At 59.8% G+C, this 17,509-nt stretch carries 15 protein-coding genes; 2 read left to right on the plus strand and 13 right to left on the minus strand.

The window, feature by feature from the left end:
• Positions 1–75: 75 nt before the first annotated feature.
• Positions 76–1,425: an MATE family efflux transporter gene (locus tag ACFOTD_RS14255; protein WP_378119798.1), complete on the minus strand. Its 1,350-nt coding sequence runs from the start codon at positions 1,423–1,425 to the stop codon at positions 76–78.
• Positions 1,426–1,561: 136 nt separating this feature from the next.
• On the opposite strand from ACFOTD_RS14255, the gene ACFOTD_RS14260 reads away from it, so the two are divergent.
• On the plus strand, positions 1,562–2,242 hold the full coding sequence (locus ACFOTD_RS14260; protein ID WP_378119800.1) for a TetR/AcrR family transcriptional regulator: 681 nt from the start codon (positions 1,562–1,564) through the stop codon (positions 2,240–2,242).
• A 173-nt stretch (positions 2,243–2,415) separates the two neighbouring features.
• On the opposite strand, the gene xylF is transcribed toward ACFOTD_RS14260, so the two are convergent.
• The 9 genes from xylF to ACFOTD_RS14305 form a co-directional block, all read right to left on the minus strand.
• A complete protein-coding gene (gene xylF / locus ACFOTD_RS14265) occupies positions 2,416–3,543 on the minus strand; it encodes a D-xylose ABC transporter substrate-binding protein (RefSeq protein ID WP_378119801.1) in 1,128 nt (375 codons plus the stop codon).
• Positions 3,540–5,126 (minus strand): response regulator transcription factor, encoded by a 1,587-nt coding sequence (locus tag ACFOTD_RS14270; RefSeq protein ID WP_378119803.1) that lies wholly within the window; start codon positions 5,124–5,126, stop codon positions 3,540–3,542. The genes xylF and ACFOTD_RS14270 overlap by 4 nt, the downstream gene beginning before the upstream one ends.
• A complete protein-coding gene (locus tag ACFOTD_RS14275) occupies positions 5,119–6,564 on the minus strand; it encodes a sensor histidine kinase (protein WP_378119805.1) in 1,446 nt (481 codons plus the stop codon). The genes ACFOTD_RS14270 and ACFOTD_RS14275 overlap by 8 nt, the downstream gene beginning before the upstream one ends.
• Complete coding sequence (locus tag ACFOTD_RS14280) at positions 6,561–7,538, minus strand: sugar ABC transporter substrate-binding protein (protein ID WP_378119806.1); 978 nt, start codon at positions 7,536–7,538, stop codon at positions 6,561–6,563. The genes ACFOTD_RS14275 and ACFOTD_RS14280 overlap by 4 nt, the downstream gene beginning before the upstream one ends.
• Before the next feature lie 185 nt (positions 7,539–7,723).
• Entirely contained in the window at positions 7,724–8,863 is a 1,140-nt protein-coding gene (locus ACFOTD_RS14285; protein WP_378119808.1) for a toxic anion resistance protein, read from the minus strand.
• Between the two features lie 29 nt (positions 8,864–8,892).
• Positions 8,893–10,581, minus strand: coding sequence for a vWA domain-containing protein (locus tag ACFOTD_RS14290; protein ID WP_378119810.1), 1,689 nt, complete (start codon positions 10,579–10,581; stop codon positions 8,893–8,895).
• A 14-nt stretch (positions 10,582–10,595) separates the two neighbouring features.
• Entirely contained in the window at positions 10,596–11,336 is a 741-nt protein-coding gene (locus tag ACFOTD_RS14295; RefSeq protein WP_378119812.1) for a hypothetical protein, read from the minus strand.
• A gap of 463 nt (positions 11,337–11,799) precedes the next feature.
• Positions 11,800–12,321, minus strand: coding sequence for a DinB family protein (locus tag ACFOTD_RS14300; RefSeq protein ID WP_378119814.1), 522 nt, complete (start codon positions 12,319–12,321; stop codon positions 11,800–11,802).
• 268 nt (positions 12,322–12,589) lie between these two features.
• Positions 12,590–12,979: an iron chaperone gene (locus tag ACFOTD_RS14305; RefSeq protein ID WP_378119816.1), complete on the minus strand. Its 390-nt coding sequence runs from the start codon at positions 12,977–12,979 to the stop codon at positions 12,590–12,592.
• A 126-nt stretch (positions 12,980–13,105) separates the two neighbouring features.
• Here ACFOTD_RS14305 and ACFOTD_RS14310 point away from each other — a divergent pair, with 126 nt between their 5' ends.
• The gene (locus ACFOTD_RS14310) at positions 13,106–13,480 is read left to right on the plus strand and encodes a hypothetical protein (RefSeq protein WP_378119818.1); all 375 of its coding nucleotides are present in this window, start codon (positions 13,106–13,108) and stop codon (positions 13,478–13,480) included.
• On the opposite strand, the gene ACFOTD_RS14315 is transcribed toward ACFOTD_RS14310, so the two are convergent.
• The 3 genes from ACFOTD_RS14315 to ACFOTD_RS14325 all read right to left on the minus strand — a co-directional run bounded on the left by ACFOTD_RS14315 (position 13,434) and on the right by ACFOTD_RS14325 (position 17,459).
• Positions 13,434–14,312 carry an SDR family oxidoreductase gene (locus ACFOTD_RS14315; protein ID WP_378119844.1) on the minus strand — a complete coding sequence of 293 codons (879 nt, stop codon included), beginning with the start codon at positions 14,310–14,312 and terminating at the stop codon, positions 13,434–13,436. The genes ACFOTD_RS14310 and ACFOTD_RS14315 overlap by 47 nt on opposite strands.
• Positions 14,313–14,412: 100 nt before the next feature.
• Positions 14,413–15,738, minus strand: a complete 1,326-nt coding sequence (locus ACFOTD_RS14320; protein ID WP_378119820.1) for a Gfo/Idh/MocA family protein — start codon at positions 15,736–15,738, stop codon at positions 14,413–14,415.
• Between the two features lie 59 nt (positions 15,739–15,797).
• On the minus strand, positions 15,798–17,459 hold the full coding sequence (locus ACFOTD_RS14325) for a DUF4091 domain-containing protein (protein WP_378119822.1): 1,662 nt from the start codon (positions 17,457–17,459) through the stop codon (positions 15,798–15,800).
• Positions 17,460–17,509: the final 50 nt, after the last annotated feature.

Below are 17,509 nucleotides of genomic sequence, written 5' to 3' on the forward strand. Positions count from 1 at the left end.
CAAAATTTTATCCTCGCCGGAGCAGGCAAAAAAACCGCACATGGATTGTGCGGTTCATGCTCGACTTATGTTTTTTTACTGAACCAGCTGCTCCAGATCCGGCTGCAACTTGTTGCGCAGCACGTACAGCATGATCGCGCCTACCAGGAACGTGACGGCATCCGCAATGACGATCGACCAGACGACGCCATGGAATCCGCTCATGCGATTGGCGATATAAAGCACGGGAATCAGCGTGACTCCTTGAATGACGGACATAATAAAGGCGGCGGTGCCTTGCGCTGTCGCTTGAAAGATGCCCGTGAACAGCGAGGTCATGCCCGTAATGAACAAGGATAAGAACGTCACGTGCAAAATGTAGCTGCCCATTTCGATCAATTGCGGATCGTTCGTAAACCAGCCGATCAGGTGGTCGGATATCAAATAGACGATGACGCCGAACGCGACGGCCAGCGCCACGATCGTTTTGATCGTGAAGGAGATGGTATGCTTCATGCGCAATTTATTCGCGGTAAAAGAGAAAGCGATCAACGGTACGACGCCCTCGCACAAGCCCATCAGGATGAACTCGGGAAATTGCAATAAACGAGATGAAATGCCGTAGCCCGCGATCGCCTGCTCCCCGTATTCCACGAGATAATGGTTAAAAATAAGCGACATGGCGCCGAGGAATACGCTCATGACGAAGACAGGGACGCCGATTTTGAACACATTTCCCGCAATGTCCTTGGTCACCTTGAACCATTTTACCGAGATGGATAAGAACGAACTCTTGTAGCCCATATGATAGGCGTAGAATACGCTGGCGACGATATTGGAAACGACCGTAGCGGAGGCAACGCCGATCACGCCCCAATGGAAAACGAAAATAGCAAGCGCATCGAGCGCGATATTCACGATGACGCTGACGATCATGCCGACCATCGACGTGATGGCCGAGCCTTCCGACCGCACGATATTTTCCAGCGTAAAGAACAACACGACGAACGGCGAGCCGATCAGCATAATCGTAACATAATCCTTCGTAAATCCGAACGAATCGGGCGTCGCGCCCAGCCCGTGAACGATCGAATCGATCAACGGGAGACCGACGGCCATCACGATGATGCCGAGCGCCAGGCTGCTGTAAAAGGCGAAGGAAGATAAATGCTTAACGTCCTCGTATTTTTTCTCCCCCAGCAGCCGGGAGATGAATGCGCCGCTGCCGATGCCGATCAGGTTGCCCAGCGCCATGATGATCGCAAATAACGGCAAAGTGAGCGCGAGCGCGGATAACATGGCCGTATTGTGGAGCGTACCAAGGAAAAAGGCATTTAAGATCGAGTAGATCACGCTCATTGAAGTGCCTAGCATCATCGGGACGGCGAAGTGGGCTACGGCTTTTGCGATTGGCGCTTTTTCAAAATAATGAAGGTTTGTATCCATGCGGGTCACCGCTTTCTCGGTTGTTTTCGGTTATATCTAACAGTGTTAGATTGAACCTTACAGTGTTAGATGATATCATGAACCTATGAGGCTGTAAAGCACAAACTTACACTGTTAGACAAAAGGATGGTTAGCGATGAAAAAGCAGCAGCCGCAGATTTCGGAGGATAAAATCTTAGAGGCTTCGTGGGCGCTTCTGGGCGAGGAGGACATCGAGAAATTCAGCATGAGACGGTTGGCTGAGCGGCTGGGCATTCAAGCTCCCTCTTTATACTGGTACTTCAAAAGCAAACAGGATCTGTATCAGCGTCTGGCCAGCCAGATATCGCGAATTATATTGGACGAGTTCCGAGAAGACGGGGATTGGAAGGCGCAGCTTGCGGGAATTGCGGTAACGATCAGGGATGTGCTCCGCCGGTATCCCTGCTCCACGCAGCTCATGATGATGACGCTGCCGCACGAGCCGGACACGATCCGGTTCACCAACCGTATGCTGCTCTGCCTGGCATCGACGCCGCTCGAGGCCGAGCAGAAAATTCAAACGGTTCTTACGCTCGTGAATTATGTTCACTACTTTGTGCTGGACGATTACCAGCACCAGCGCAATGTCAAAGCGGTCATGAACGACGAGGGAGAGCTTCCGGAAGGTGTGATGCTGCGTCTTTTGGACAGCATGAGCGAGTCGGATGCGGGAGTATTCCGGCGGATGTTCAAGAGCGGGCTGTTCGAGGTGATGGGGACCGACAGGTCGTTCGAATTCGGCTTGAATCTGATTTTACTTGGCGTGGAGCAGGTTATTAAGGCGCAGGAGAACTAACGGGATCGCGGAAATAGCGCAGTTTTGCGCTATGCCGGCCACATGGCTCCAGCATTCACGCCGGAACGACCGTTTCGCGTCGTCTCCGGCTTGCGGCATGCGAAAAAAAGCGCCAGGTCATCGCCCCTGGCGCTTTGATATCTTCGCGCAATTCGACCGCTTCCGCCAAGCCGCTAGCGTCGCGACAGCTCCACGTTCTTGTACACTTCCTCCCGCGAGTGGAAGCCTTCGGCGATGATCGTCTCGTCGATATTGGACTTGTCTACGGCGATCGGCGCGAGCAGTACGGACGGCACCTCGATCTTGCCGTTGTTGACCTTGCGGTCGGCGCCCGGGTCTTCTCCCCGCGCGAGCTTGAAGGCAAGCTCCGCCGCCTTCTCGGCGAGCAGCTTGATCGGCTTGTAGACGGTCATCGTCTGCGTCCCTTCGACGATCCGCTGCGCGGCCGCGAGATCCGCGTCCTGGCCCGCGATCGGGATGCGCCCGGCGAGGCCCCGCTCGGCCAGCGCCTGGACGACGCCGCCTGCGGTCGCATCGTTGGCCGCGATGACCGCGTCAATGCGGTCGCCGTTCGCGTCAAGCGCCGCCCTCATGTTGGCCAGCGCGTTCGCCGGCAGCCAGTCCTTGCTCCACTGGTCGTATACGACTCGGATGACGCCGCTGTCGATTTTCGGCTGGATGACGTTGAACACGCCTTGCTTGAACATATGCGCGTTGTTGTCCGTATCCGCACCGCCGATATAGACGAACTTGCCGCGCGGCACTTGCTTCAGAATCGCCTCGGCCTGGAGCTCGCCGACCTTCTCGTTGTCGAAGGAGACGTAGAGATCGATATCGGCATTGTTGACGAGCCGGTCATACGCCAGCACCTTGATGCCCGAGGAATGGGCGCGCTTGACGATCGCCGCCGTCGCCGCCGCGTTGTGGGGCACGATGACGAGGATATCGACGCCTTCGCCGATCATCGTCTCGGCCTGCGAGATCTGCTTGGCGTCGTCCCCGTTCGCCGCCTCGATCACGACCTCGGCGCCAAGCGCCTCCGCCGCGGCCTTGAACAGGTCGCGGTCGCGCAGCCAGCGCTCCTCGAGCAGCGTATCCATCGCGAAGCCGATCTTGATCGGCCCGCTATGGGACGGCGAGGCACCGCCTCCTCCGCCCTGCGTAGCGGACGCCGCAGGCGCGTTGCCCGACTGCCCGCCGCCGTTGCCGCCTCCGTCGCAGCCTGCCGCGAAGCCGGCCAGCGTTAGCGCCAGCAACAGCGGACCTATCGCTCGCCTGCCTTTATTCCACGGTTGCTTCATCCTTGCGATCCCCTTTTGCCGAGCAGCGTTTTGCGGTATTCGGTCGGCGAGACGTCGCACATTTTTTTGAACACCTTGCTGAAATAGTTCGGATCGTGATAACCCACCTCGAACGTAATCTCCTTCAGGCTCCGCTCGGGATCGCCCATCAGCTTCTTGGCCTTGTCGATGCGGCATTCAGTGAGAAAGTCGATGTAGTTGACGCCAAGCTGCTCCTTGAACAGCTTGCTGATATAAAACGGGCTGAGTCCGACACGCTTGCCGATCGCCTCGAGCGAGATGTCCTCGTGGGAGTGCTCGTAGACGTATTGTTTAATCTGCTGGATCGCATCCGGCTTGACTTGCTCCTGATGGGTCTCGAACGCCTGCCGCATCCGCGCGAGCAGGAGATCCGTCTCGGCGCGCAGCTGCCGATAATCGCGGGCCTGAACCGCAAATAGCGGCGATTCCGTCTCCACGCCCATCTCAAGCAGCACGCGCGAGGCGAGCCAGAGCAGCTCCAGCGCCCGCTGCTGCCCGAGCAGCAGGTCCGCGCCCTCGCTCTCGCAGCGCCGGAGCAGCTCCTGGACGTCCGCTTCGAGCTGCTCCCATTGCCCGAGCCGAATACGGTCAAAAAATTGGCGTTCCCACTGCTTCGCCGACAGCCCCTCGCGCGCCATGCCGAGCGCAGGCGTATCCGCGTAAAACCGGTACTTGACCGGCACGGTCGGATCCGAGGACGCGATCAGCGCCTCCTGATAGGATTGCCGGATCTGGTCCAGCGAATCGCATTCGCCGCCGATGCCGACGAACGAGCCGCCCCCGCTCCCGTCCGCGCCCGACAAGCTCGCGCCGCCCGGTACCGCCGCGTCCGCGGTCTGCAGTAGCTCGCGCGCCAGGGCCAGCGCCTGCGAGCGATACGAACGCGCCTGGTCCCTGAACGCGATAATCGGGATGTGACGTCCGTACATCGCGCCGACCCAGCCGCCGCCCGCCCGTCTCGCTTTTTCCCGGACCGCGGCGTACAGTCCCTCCGCCCCTTGCGGCAGCAGCACGCACATCGCAAACGGCTCGCCGCCGGCGCTCTCGCCCAGCAGACCCACCAGCTCGTTCAGGTGCACCTCATGCACGTGGTCGAACAGCAGCTGCGTGACGATGTCGGCCTCGATCACGGGCAGCACCTTGCGCAGCGCATCCTCCTGCCGCTTGCTCGTCTCGGCCGACCTGCGCTCCTCGTCGATCTGACCGAGCACCTTGCCCACCGTCGCTACGATCTCGCTCGCCTTGCTCGGCTTGAGCAGGTAGTCCTTGACCCCGAGCTTGATGGCCGAGCGCGCATAATCGAACGTGTCGTACGCCGTGACCATGACGAACTTGATGCCGGGCTGGGCCTTGGCGATAATCTCGATCGCTTCAAGGCCGTTCATGCCGGGCATCTTAATATCCATCAGGATAAGGTCGGGCTGCAGCTCCGCGGCCATTTCCACGGCTATTCTTCCGTTTTTCGCTTGCGCGATGTCCAGCTCGGGGAAGCCTTTTCGCAGAATCGCCTGCAATCCGTCCCGCTCGATCTGCTCGTCGTCCACGATCAAGAGCCTAGTCATCGCTATCGAATCTCCTTGTTTTCGGTATTTGAAGGAAAACCGTCGTGCCTGCCGGGCCGCTGGCGATGTCGATGACCTCGTCGATGCCGTAAAAAAGGCGGAGCCGTCTGACGACATTGCTGAAGCCGATACCTGTCGAATGCCCTTCCGTCACCACGGGGCGTTCCTCGAGAATCTGCCTGACCTTGAGCTCGGACATGCCCGGTCCGTCGTCCGAGATCTCGATCCTGACATACGTCTCTTCGTCCGCCACCTTGAAGCGGATCGTGCCGCCCTCCTCGCTCGGCTCGACCGCATGAATAACCGCGTTTTCCACGATCGGCTGCAACGTCAGGCCCGGGATCTGAACGTGCAGGCACGACTCGTCGACGTCCGTCTCGAAGCGAAGCCGATCGGTGAACCTGGCCTTCTGGATCTCCATGTACTGCCCCAGCACCTTCACTTCCTCGTACAGGGTGACGGACCGGTCGAGCCGCTTGAGATTGTATCTCAGCAAGCCCGCGACGCTCGCAAGCAGGTCGCTCGTCTCCTCGGAGCCCTCGAGATAAGCCTTCTTGGACAGCGTGTCGAGCGTGTTGAACAGGAAATGCGGATTAATCTGGCTCTGCAGGCTGCGGAGCTGGCTCTCTTGAAGCAGCAGCTTGTTCTGCTGGAGCTCGCGCTCAAGCTGCGCCTTCTGCTGAATTTCCGAGATGAGGTTGTTGATATTGACGCGCATGCGCTCGAACATTTTGGCCAGGAAGGAGATCTCGTCATTGGACTTGACCTCGACCTTCAGGTCGAAGCGCCCGCGCGACAGCTCCTTGGCCGCCTGCGTAAGCTTCTGGATCGGCCGCGTGATGCTCAGGGAAAATCCGTACGTGAACAGCAGCATGAGCAGCGTGATCGTCAGCAGCAGCCAGACGCCCAGCTTCTTGAGCTCGGCCGATTGCTCGATGATACCGCGGTAAAATTGATCATAGGTTTTAAGCTCCGTGTCGATTAGCGTGAGCGTCATCTCGGAAATGTACTTGGAGATGCGCGTCGCCTCGAGAAAGGCGTTCGCCGAATCCTCGGACTCCTTCTCGGATTGAAAAAGCAGCGAGCGGTCCATCGTCTCGAGCAGACTGTCGATCAGGTTCATGTAGTTGGTAATCGCGAAGTCGTTGTCCGCGTTACGGAGATTGATGACCCCGAGCCTGGCTTTGCGCAGCTCTTCCTTGCTCCGGTCGAGCAGGCCGAGGTTGCCCGCCGTCGGCTCCAGCCGATAGTTGTTGAGCGCGGTGATCGTCTGCTGGCTCGCCGTCGTCACCTCGTTCATCCGCAAATACCGCTGCAAAATGTCGTTGTACTGCTCCTGCGTCTTCTGGTTGTAATAGGTCAGCGTCATCCAGATCGCGACCATGATGAACAGGACGATGGCGGCGAGCGTCCAGATCTTGCGTTGAATGCTCGTCATGGCGCCTCCTTCAGCTTAAGCATCCGGATATCGGTCAGGTAGCCGTCGGTATTTAGCGGCATGACCTCTCCGCTCAGCCATTTGACCATCAGGCTTACGCTTTGCCTTCCCATCTTGTCGGGCGATTGCTCGAGCACGCCGTCCAGCTTGCCTGCCTTGAGCAGATCCAGGCTGTCCGAGCTGTCGTCGAACGTATAAATGTCGTAAGGTCCCACCTGCGAGCGCCTGCCGATCTCCTGAATCATCGCGTCCGCGATGTTGGCGTTGACGGCGACGAAGGCGTCGACGTCGGGCAGCCGGTTCATCATGTCCTGCGTCGTGGCGATGACCTGCTCGCGCGTTTCCCCGGTTTCCGCGTAGGCGGTCTTTACGTCAGGATAGTTTTTGAGCACGTCGTTTAGGCCTTGAATGCGCTGCCGTTGATAATATTCCTGCCGGTCGTCGCCCATCAGGATGACGGTGCCCGACTTGCCCATGTCCGCGATCAGTTGCCTGGCGATCAGCTGCCCGGCCGCGAATTGATCCGAGCCCACATACGTTCGCCGGAGGCTCTCGGCCATCGGCACATCGCTGCCGACCGTGATGACGGGAATGCCGTAAAAAGCGGCCTTGACCTTCGTCAACTCTTTAAACGCTTCCGTATCCAGCCCCTGAAGAATGATCCCGTCCACCTTGGAATCGATGGCGATCTCCAGCTTCTTGAGGAAGTCGTCCTGGTCTTTGTTGTAGCTGCCCCACACTTCAATGCTGGAGCCGTTCGCCTTGGCCTCCGCCTTCGCGCCGACGGCGACCTGATTCCAGAACGGCGTGTCCAGCTCTTGCGTGATCAGGACGAGACGGTAGCGGGCTTCCTGCCCGGCCCGCGTCTGCGGAAGCTCCCGGTCGGAGCGGAACACCCGGTCCGCCGACTGGACCGTAAAGTACAGGAGCACGGCGCAAAGGGCGCCGATCAGGATAAGCAACGATTTGCGCAAGCGAATGACTCCGTTTCCAATTGGACTAGCTACATCATAGCAGAGGCCAACGGAAGTTCAAGCGTCCGGGCGCAGGGAGGCGCAAAGAAGCCCGGTCGTCTGCGAGGCAGACGGCCGGGCCGGGTGCGAATTTTATGATTGGGCTGCGAATTGATCCAGGCAGCGAAGTATGAGTACGACGACGCCTACAAGCCCAGCTTGTTGCCCCGCTCGAGACGCAGGATTTGCTTTTCGCCGGTGTCCGCCAGCTCGCGGAATTGATTGATCGTCTCGCGCATCTTCGGCAGCGCCTCCTGCTTGTAGGCGCTGATCGAGTCGAGCGCCGACAGCACGTCGGTGAACGCCTGCTTCATCGTATCGACGGAGATGTTGGCCTCGAGCGACTGCTTGTGGATCGAGGCGCCCTGTTCCTTGAGCATCCGGGAGGTGCCGGCGATCAGCTCGTTCGTCGTCTGGTTGAGCAGCTCGATTTTTTTGAGCACGATCTTCTGGTTGTACAGGGCGCTTGCCACGATGACGGCGATCCTGAGCGCCGATACCGTCACGTTTTTCGCGCGGTCGACGCCGCGGATGAGCTCCTTGTTGTTACGCACGACGACCTCGATCGCCATGATGCCCTGCTGATTGACGACTTGCATCTGCTGCAGGTCCATCAGGCGCTGGCGCAGCGGGAACATGACTTCTTCGGTGATAAAGCGGACCTTATCGGGATCCTCGCCGCGCACCTTGGCCGCTTCGACCTGCTGCTCGATCGACGCGTCCATAAGCGTGCCGAGCTCGATTTCCTTCTGCAGCTTCTTGGTCAGGTCGCGCAGCGTCTGCTGCTCGATCTCCAGCGTCGTATTGTCGTTTTTCAGCGTCGTCTTGCCCTTGTCGAGGGAGGCGATGATGTCCGCGATGACGACATCCGCCTTTTCGTACCGCGCGAAGTAGGCGCGCAGCGGATTGAACAGCTTGCCGAGCAGCCCGCTCTTGGCGAAGTCGACGGCGCTCGGGTCGAGATCCTTGAGCTGAATGTTCAGCTCGGAGAGCCCCTTGGCGACCTGGCCGCCCTCGTCGCCCGTCTTGGACAGGTTGCCGACGGAGATTTGCAGCAGCTGGTTTTTTTCCGCGGAATTCCGCATCGTATTCATCCCGAACGTATCGATCGACTGCAGAATGCCCTTGCGATGGTCGAGCGATTCGAGGTCGAGCGTCATGATCGCGTTCACGTTGTTATCCGCCAGCTCCTTGAGCTTGGCGACTTCCTCGGGGACGGGCTTGACCTCTTCCTCGATCGCGACCTTAATTTCTTCCTGGCTTGGGACTTCCATCGAAAATGACATTTCGCGTCCACCTCTCCTATGTCTTGAGCTTACATTTGAACGTTAAACAAGTTGCCGAGCTTGTAGACGACATCGTCCGTGTCCGCGTTGATGCTGGCCGCTTCGTTGATGCTCGAAATATTTTGCAGCGCCTTGATGTCCGCGTTATAGCCGACCGTGTAGATCGGAATCTTGTAGCTCGCGATCAGGCTCTGGACTTCCTTGAGCTTAAGGCCGACGTTGGTCTCGCCGTCGCTCAGGACAAAGATCAGCGGCTTGACGTTGGGGTTGGCCGCCATGTAATCCTGCAGCATCTTGAGCGCCACGACGACGCCGTCGAACGTCGCGGTGCTGCCGCCCGCCTGCAGGCCGTCCACGGCGCCGACGAACATCGACTGCTGGTTCGTATCGTACTTGCCGATCGGCAGGTTGATCGTGACCGCGCTGGAGTACGAGACGAGCCCGATGCTGTTGTCGCGTCCCAGGTACTTCTGCCCCTTGAGCAGAGATTCCTTCAGCCGGTTCAGCGGCTCGCCGTCCATGCTGCCGGAGACGTCGGCGACGAATACCGCGGCGATCGGCTTGGCGCCGTTTTTCTTTTCTTTCCATACCTTCTGCGCGGCGATCAGCGTACTACCGTCGATCGCGCCGACCGTCGGCTTGTAATCCTCCAGCTCGTTGAAGCCCTTGTTCTTGGCGGCATCCTGGTACTTGGCCTGCGCCGCGAATTCGGCGAATTTCTTGACGATCTCGAGCTTGGTCGCGGAAATGTTGCCGAGCGCATACAGCGGGCTGTCATGCCGGGCGCCGAAAGGCGTAAACACGTAGCCGCCCTTCAGATCCGCCGCGTTGACGTACGTCTGATACTCCAGCACGAAGCCGTCGAGCGCGCCCGACTTGGCGGCGTCGCGCATCTGCAGCGTCGTCGACGCGATGAACGGCACGTTCGCCTGGAAATTTTCGAAGCCCTGGACCGCCTTTTCGCTGAGCAGATTCGAGCCGTCGAACGTCTTCAGCGCGGACACGAGGAAGTTAAGTCCCGTCGAGCTGGCAAAGGGATCCGTGTAGCCCATCGAAAAGTCCCCTGCCGCGATCGCCTCGGTGACGGTCTTGACGCTCACCGAGCCGTATTTCTGGACGAGCGCGTCGTTTTTCGCCTTGGCGATGACGATCCCCGGAACGTTGCCGACGAGCCGTTTGGAGACGATCTGCGTCTTCACGCCGGAAGCCTTGACCATCTCGCCCCACAACTCGTTGGACGGCGTGAACGCGTCCGGCACGTACTTGCCCGAACGGATATAATCCGCCGCCGTGCCCGAAGCGATGTTCCGCAGCTTGACCGAGACCGCCTTGCCGTTTACGTTAATATTCGCCTTGTTAAAATCGTTCGCCACGTCCGTCAGCCAGCCGTCGTTGCCCGTGCCGGACTTCTCCGTCGAGGAGAAAATCTCCGCAAAGTCCGAAGTCGTGCTGTCCACCGTAATCGGGAACTTGGCGATATCCGGCAGCGTGGCCGCCACGTCGACCGGATCGAGGTCGATCTGTCCCTTGACCGGCGTGTCGGTCGTAACGTCGATGTTGTTGTAAAGCTTGTTCAGCCGCTTGCCCGCGTCTTCCGTCGCCACCTGCTTGTCGGACTTGCCCCAGTTCGTGGACACGTTGACGCCGATATAGACAATCGCGAACACGACGATCAGAATGATGCCGGTTACCCATAAAAACTTTTTGCCGCTCCTCAATGCGCTTGCACCCCTTACTGTTTATAGTACTTGGTTTGTTTGATCAGCGAGTCGATCTCCACCATGGCCGGCATCTGCTCGATGTCGCCCGGCTCGATGCTGTCCAGACGCGAGATCTCGAGCAGCAGCTTGTCGAGCTGCAGGAGCATCTCCTCGTTGGTGCCGATCGCGTGCTTGATGTAGGACATATAATCGTTGTAAAAATCGGTTTTCTCCTGCAGCAGCTTCGGCGAGTATCGTGCCGACTTCCGCGTCATGACCCGCTCGTATTCGGCTTCGTCGAACACGCCGAGCCGATTGAGCACGCTCTTTATATTCAGATAAAAGAGATTCTCCACCTCTTCGGCCACGCTCGAGAACTTGGCGAAGCTCATCTCGGCAGGATCGAAGCGCTGGTGAAGCACCTTGAACAGCGTCGCCTTTTTCTTGTCCATGCGGTCCATCTGCTCCAGCGCCAGCCCGATATCCTCCGCAAGCGCGCGAACTTTGCCGTACGGCGCGAGCGCGCTCGCATAGTCCTCCCGGGTCTTGATCGGCTTGTTAGCAGCCAGCACGATCGACGACTTGTAGAGCCAGTTGTAGCTGCCGTAAATGATCGCGATGGCGCTCGCGGCGAGCAGCGTCGCGCCCAGCGCCGTCTCGAACGCGCTGCCGCCGATCGTCACGCCGGCGAAGGCGGGCGATAGCGCGATAATATTCACGAGGGCCGCGCCAACCACAACCCCCAGCATTTTCAAATAGTTCTTTCCGACCAACGCCAGTAGCCCCTTCCCTCGATGTATGGAATTCCGGTCCGCCCGCTCTGCTGTTATGCTATGAATATGCGATCGAACGGGCGCTCAGTTCATATAATTAAATAGTACCATATAATGCTAGGATTCGAGGGTTGTAAACAAAATATCCATATAAACGGTTGCTGTCGACAGCGCGGCCGCGGCGCCGCTTCATTCCTTATATATCGGGAATACGTAAGAACGGCGTAAGAAGTTACTCAATTTTTCACACAATATTGCGGGAGGACGCCTGTACGGAGCCCCGTTTGATAAAGTAACAATCGTCCCCCGCATCTCCCTCCACAAGCAGCGAACGGCCGTCCTCGAACGAGACGGGCTCGATCGAAGCGGCCGCGATGCGGAGCTCTTGTTCGGGAATGCCGCGCAGCTGCGGGGGAGCGTCAACGAAAAAGGAGGCGGCCCGGCGCGTGCCGCGTGGACCCGCTCAGCGGTTAAGGATCCCGAGATATTGGACCCAAGGGCCGACGTCCGTCTTGTAGCGCAGCGCCATCGTTCTAACGATCTGCGCAAGATGCGTTAGGTCGTGCACGACCCATGCGGAGACGAGCTCCCTGGCTTTGACCGTGCCGAACGCCGGATGCGCGCCCGTCCGCTCCAGTCGCTCATCCGCGCCGATTAGCGTCCGCAGGCTTTCGATGCTGCTGTATCTGAGCTCCGCGAATTCCTCAAGCTTGACCTCCGTCGTCCGGCTCTCGGCACTCAGGTGGGCATAACGGTCGAACGCGGGAAACGGCTTGCTCTCGCCCTCCCGCAAAATAAACGCAAGACGCGGAATCCAGTTCGTTTTCTCCCCTTCGATCATATGGCCGACAACTTCGTCCGCGTTCCAGGTACCCTCGCCTTCATTGCAGCTTAGCCAGCCTTCGGGCAGACCCGATAGGAGCGAGGCGAGCGTCTGCGGCGTCCGGCTCAGGATGGCCACGGCTTCTTCTATGTTGAAATTCATGCGTGCGTCCCCCTTTAGGATAGATCGTGCGGAAATTAGCGGCGTGTGTTGAAGGTTCGGCTAATAGCGCCAGAGCCTGGCGATCCCCTGCTCTACGAGAGGCGATGGAGCGTGTGGCCGCCCGGATCCGGCGATCCCCTGTTCTACGAGAGGCGATTGGGCGGATGGCCGCCCGGATTCGGCGATCCCCTGCTCTACGAGAGGCGATTGGGCGGACGGGCGCCCAGATTCGGCGATCCCCTGCTCTACGACAGGCGATTGGGCCACTTTAAGCCTTTTTGCCTCGTTTCGCGTCGGCTCGCGCCTTGTTCTGGATTACTCTGTAAGCCGTGATTCGACTGATCAACTCGTGAGGCAGCGGCTTGTCCAGCGGAAACTGCACCGAGCCCTTCGCCCCCTTGTACGCCGACAGTTCCTCCTTAAACGCCGCAATGCCGTCCGCGCCCGGGTAAAATCCGATATGGTTTTTGAATGCGGCGAAGTGCACCAGGTTGCCGTGCAGATCGAACGTCGGCATCTGGTAGCTGATCTTCTCCTTCGCTTCCGGCGCGGCCGATCGAATCGTCTCCCGAACGTCCTGCAGCAGCCGCTGTATCTCCGGCGGGAAAGTCGCGATATAGTCCTCCGTCGATGCGAACGAGGTCCCTTTTACATCCATGGCAATACGCCCCTTTTGGCCGGATTGGAGATCACATCATTAGTATATTCGAAATGAATGAGAGACGGAAAAGAAAGGCTGTCGCGGGGTGGCGCGGCAGTCGATGAGAAGACAAGGCGAGAGGCGATGGGACAATCGGTGGCGAGCAACGAGCAGTCGCCTTCCGTACCGAAGGCGTTGGGCCAATCGATGGCGCGGTTCGCGCAATCGCCTTCCATACAGAAGGCGATGGGCCAATCGGTGGCGCGGTTCGAGCCATCGCCTACCATACAGAAGGCGATGGGCCTTACGGCGGTGCGAACCTCGCAATCGCCCTCCGTGCAGCAGGCGTTAGCCGGCGACGCCTCTCATCCACGGCAAAAACGGGACAAAGCAAGTATCGCTTCGTCCCGTAATATCGCTTCGTCCCGTTTGCCAACGCCGCCTCATGCAGCGGCGCTGTCGGCGGCGACGCTTATGGCGTCGGCGTGCCGCCGTTCGCGTTCAGCGTCTCGCCGCTGACGTAGCTGGATTCCTGGCTCGCCAGGAATACGTACGCCGGCGCCATCTCGGCCGGCTGGCCCGGACGGCCAAGCGGCGTCGTCTCGCCGAACTTCGCCAGTTTCTCCGTCGGCTGGCCGCCGGATACCTGGAGCGGCGTCCATACCGGGCCGGGCGCCACGACGTTCACGCGGATGCCCTTGCTCGCGACCTGCTGGGCCAGCGCCTTGCTGAACACGTTGATCGCGCCCTTGGTCGTCGCGTAGTCGAGCAAGATCGGCGCGGGCTTGTACGCCTGGATCGAAGACGTATTAATGATCGCGCTGCCCGGCTCCATGTGCTTGATCGCCGCCTTGCACAGCCAGAACAAGCCGTATACGTTCGTCTTGAACGTCGCGTCGAATTGCTCCGTCGTCAGCTCTGCGATGTCCGGCACGAATTGCTGCATGCCCGCTACGTTCGCAAGAATATCGAGACCGCCGAGCTCGCGGACCGCAGTCTCTACCAGCTGTTCGCAGTAGGTCTCGTCCTTCTGGTCGCCCGGCACCGCGACAGCCTTGCTCCCGGCTTCCTCCACCAGCTTGACGACCTGCTGCGCGTCCGCTTCCTCCTCCGGCAAGTACGACAGTACCACGTCGGCACCCTCCCGCGCGAAGGCGATCGCCACGGCGCGGCCGATGCCGCTGTCCGCGCCGGTCACGATCGCCTTGCGGCCCGCAAGCCGGCCCGTGCCGCGGTATGTCCGTTCGCCGCAGTCGGGAATCGGCGTCATCTCGACCTGAAGCCCCGGCGGCTCCTGCGTCTGTTGATACTCCGGTCCCGCCTTGGGATACTGCTTCGTCGGATCCTGCATCGCGTATTGGTCGGCCATCGTCAATCCCTCCATTGGTTGTTTCGCGAATTTTTAACGGATAGGCTCAAACTCCTTTCTATATAACCTTCTCAGCCCTGCTTCAAACGAATATGCCGTCCCAATCGATCTCGACCGTCCGGCCCGTCGCCATCGATACGTCCGCCCGGAAGCCCGATACATGCCCGACGATCGAATGCGCCAGAGAGGTCGAATAGCCGGCGTCGGGGTCGCCCCTGACGACTCGCAGGAAATCCTCGACAAGCCGATGGTCGCCTCCCCCGTGCATCTCGCCCGACACCTCGATACGGACCTCCCGCTCTGAAAAAACGCGTCCGTCCGCCCATGGATCCGGATTCCGCACGACGAATACGCCTTCCTCCAGCTCCCCTTGAATCTCTCCCCTGGTCCCCGTAATATGCACGGTCCGGCAAGCCTTGGCGGCGCCCCCGACGAGGCTGTGCGCGGCCGTACTCCCGTCCTCGAACGCGAACTGGACGACTTGATGGTCCACGATATCGTTGTCGCAGCGCCAGACGCAGCGGCCGAACCGATTGTCGCCCGCAAGGCCAGCCAGCTTCTCCTCGTCGCTCAGCCGCACGCCGTCCAGGTAACCCGGCCATACGTAAACCGGCCACAGCCCCCGATCGACGTATAGCGTCTTGGCGGAGTAAGGACATGCCGCTTCGATCGGACAATCCGTCACGCATCTTGTGCCTGCCCCTTCCGGCGCCCGGTCCTCGCGGAACTGCGAGAGCCGCCCGAAGCTGCTGACGCGGACCGGCTTGATCCCGGTCTTGAACCAGGAGATCAAGTCGAGATCGTGACAGCATTTGGCCATGAGAAACGAGGACCCGTCCCGCGCAAGACTCGCGAACTTGCCCCGTACGAAGGCGGTCGCCATGTGGTGATAATCGACGTTTTCCTCCGTCTGGACATGGATGACGTCGCCGATCTCGCCGGTCCGGATGACCTGGTTCAACGCCTGGTAGAACGGCGCGTAGCGCAGCACGTGGCAGATCATCACCTTGCGGCCGTAAGTCTCCGCGGTCCGGTAGAGCGCCAGCACCTCCGCTTCCGAGATGCCCACCGGCTTTTCGAGCAGCACGTCGTAGCCCTTGCGCAGCAGCGGCAGCGTCGTCCGCACGTGGTGCGCGTCTAGTGTCCCGTTGATGACGGCATCGGCGAGCTGCGGGCGGGATACGAGTGCGTCGACGCTGTCAAAGCACCGGTCCGCCGGTAAATCGTATAAGCTCGCCGTATGCGCCCGCCGGACGGGATTGGGCTCCACGACGCCGACGATCCGCATCGCATCGGGATGCTTGAGCGCATAGGAGGCATAGTTCATCGCGCGGCTGCCCGCGCCGACGATAACGACGGTGACCGGATCGCGAGACGCGCTCGCCGCGTCGCTGGTGGTTACGTTCACTTTCATCCATCTCCTTAGCATGATAAGAGCGCAGGACGTTTGTCCTGCGCCGCGTTCTATTAACCGATATGCAATTTGATCGCCGAGTTGACCGATTCCCGCAATCCCAGCAGCCATGCCGCGTCGCGCGGATACGCGCTGAACGTCAGCGGCTCCTCGAGCCCCTCTTCGATCATCGCAAGCACGCGCTCGCGTCCGATCAACGTTTCGAGCAGCTGCAGCGCCCTCAGATCCTGGAGCCCTTCCTGGAACACCTCCATGCGGATCGACTCGACGGGCGTGCCGTCCGCCCCCGGATAGACCAGGAACGCGTCTCCCGAAGGGAACGTGCAGCCCGCGTCGGTCACGCGATACGGATCGATCGCCTCCAGCGAATACTGGATGTTCCAGAAGTTGTAGCCCCAGTGCAGAAATCCGGCGATTCGATATTTGTACAACTGAATGCCGATGATCCGGTTGCGTGCTGACGGCATATTGAAAAAACGGTTGGATACGTCCTGGTACTGCACGCAGCAATAGTACGTCCAGAGCTCCGGAACGCCATGCGCGAGAAAAGGTTCGATGTGATTATTCGCCGGAATCGGCCGTCGCACCAGCCCCTGCTCGTAGTAAGCATAGTCGGTGAGCGCGTCGATAATCGGCATTTCCCCCAGATGCGCCTGCATCAGCTCGCTCGCGCTGCGGTACCAGGGCATATGCTCGGCAAGCGGCTCGTCGGAAATGTGAAAGTAGCTGCGGTCCAGCAGGCCGCGCCGGCGGAGGAAGGCGACCAGGCACGGCAGAAACGCGCCCAGAAAAGACCTGTATGCTTCGCCTGCGGAATCGGTATCCCATCCGAAAATTCGCCGATGCGTGCCGTTGTCGTCCGCCACGATCTTGGGCGCGTGCTTCGCTCCCCATTGCGTGAACAGATGCGAGAACTCAAAGTAACGGATGCCGACGCGGTCGCACATGGCGATCCAGCGCTCGAGACGTTCAAAGCCGAAGACGTAGCATTCTCCGTCCTTCGTTACGTCCACCAGTTGAACCGTCGGCCGCTCCCCGCCCACCGCAGTATCGAGCGGAGGCGTGAAGAGCGGCGTCAGCACCATGTTCATACCATGCCGCACTGCCGTATCAAGATATCGTTCGATCAGCGACCAATGCGACTCTCCGAATACGTCGACGCCATAATAATTGGCCAGGCAGTCGCTATGGAACCACTCGGTGTGGATAAGCGTCTGCGGAGGAAGCGCGGCCTCGACGATCTCCAGCTCGAACCGCTCCTCCCCGAGCGTCTCGCCCGTCTCGGCGTCGAATCGAACGATGACCGGATATACGCCGGCTGGCAGATCGGCGCCAGTCTCTACCGTGACCCACACCGACCGCCACTGATCGGGCAAGCCCGTCACGCCATGCGCTTCCCGGATCGGATACAACGGATCGGGATACAGCCCCGGCGTCGCCCGCAGGACGTGCTCGTCGCGATCGTGCATGCAGGGCAGCTCCGACGGAGACAACCCGACGACTCTAAGGGAGACGCGCTCCCCAAGCGGCGATTGCGCGGCGACGGCGACGGCCTTGGTCAGTTCCGACGCGCGGTAAGCAACCTGGAAGGCATAGGTTTCTCCCTTGAGCGCCGAACCGCGCGTATAAGCGGCGGCGCTGAGCGCCTCGTCCGGAAACACCTTTTCCAGGGAATGCAGGCATCTGGTCTCGAAAATCGGGGCGGTGCGGGTCATGGCGATTCTCCTTCTGCTGCTAAGCGCTTAAGCTTTTATTCAATCGGGAC

Source organism: Cohnella sp. GCM10012308, from assembly GCF_042649185.1.
Classification (GTDB): Bacteria; Bacillota; Bacilli; order Paenibacillales; family Paenibacillaceae; genus Cohnella.

What these genes read in the sequence shown, in the direction of transcription:
- ACFOTD_RS14300 (WP_378119814.1), bottom strand. Translation starts at nt 12,321, where the DNA reads ATGAATTTCAACATAGAAGAAGCCGTGGCCATCCTGAGCCGGACGCCG.
- ACFOTD_RS14285 (WP_378119808.1), bottom strand. Translation starts at nt 8,863, where the DNA reads ATGTCATTTTCGATGGAAGTCCCAAGCCAGGAAGAAATTAAGGTCGCG.
- ACFOTD_RS14325 (WP_378119822.1), bottom strand. Translation starts at nt 17,459, where the DNA reads ATGACCCGCACCGCCCCGATTTTCGAGACCAGATGCCTGCATTCCCTG.
- xylF (WP_378119801.1), bottom strand. Translation starts at nt 3,543, where the DNA reads ATGAAGCAACCGTGGAATAAAGGCAGGCGAGCGATAGGTCCGCTGTTG.
- ACFOTD_RS14255 (WP_378119798.1), bottom strand. Translation starts at nt 1,425, where the DNA reads ATGGATACAAACCTTCATTATTTTGAAAAAGCGCCAATCGCAAAAGCC.
- ACFOTD_RS14305 (WP_378119816.1), bottom strand. Translation starts at nt 12,979, where the DNA reads ATGGATGTAAAAGGGACCTCGTTCGCATCGACGGAGGACTATATCGCG.
- ACFOTD_RS14275 (WP_378119805.1), bottom strand. Translation starts at nt 6,564, where the DNA reads ATGACGAGCATTCAACGCAAGATCTGGACGCTCGCCGCCATCGTCCTG.
- ACFOTD_RS14260 (WP_378119800.1), top strand. Translation starts at nt 1,562, where the DNA reads ATGAAAAAGCAGCAGCCGCAGATTTCGGAGGATAAAATCTTAGAGGCT.
- ACFOTD_RS14315 (WP_378119844.1), bottom strand. Translation starts at nt 14,312, where the DNA reads ATGCAGGATCCGACGAAGCAGTATCCCAAGGCGGGACCGGAGTATCAA.
- ACFOTD_RS14270 (WP_378119803.1), bottom strand. Translation starts at nt 5,126, where the DNA reads ATGACTAGGCTCTTGATCGTGGACGACGAGCAGATCGAGCGGGACGGA.
- ACFOTD_RS14310 (WP_378119818.1), top strand. Translation starts at nt 13,106, where the DNA reads ATGGGACAATCGGTGGCGAGCAACGAGCAGTCGCCTTCCGTACCGAAG.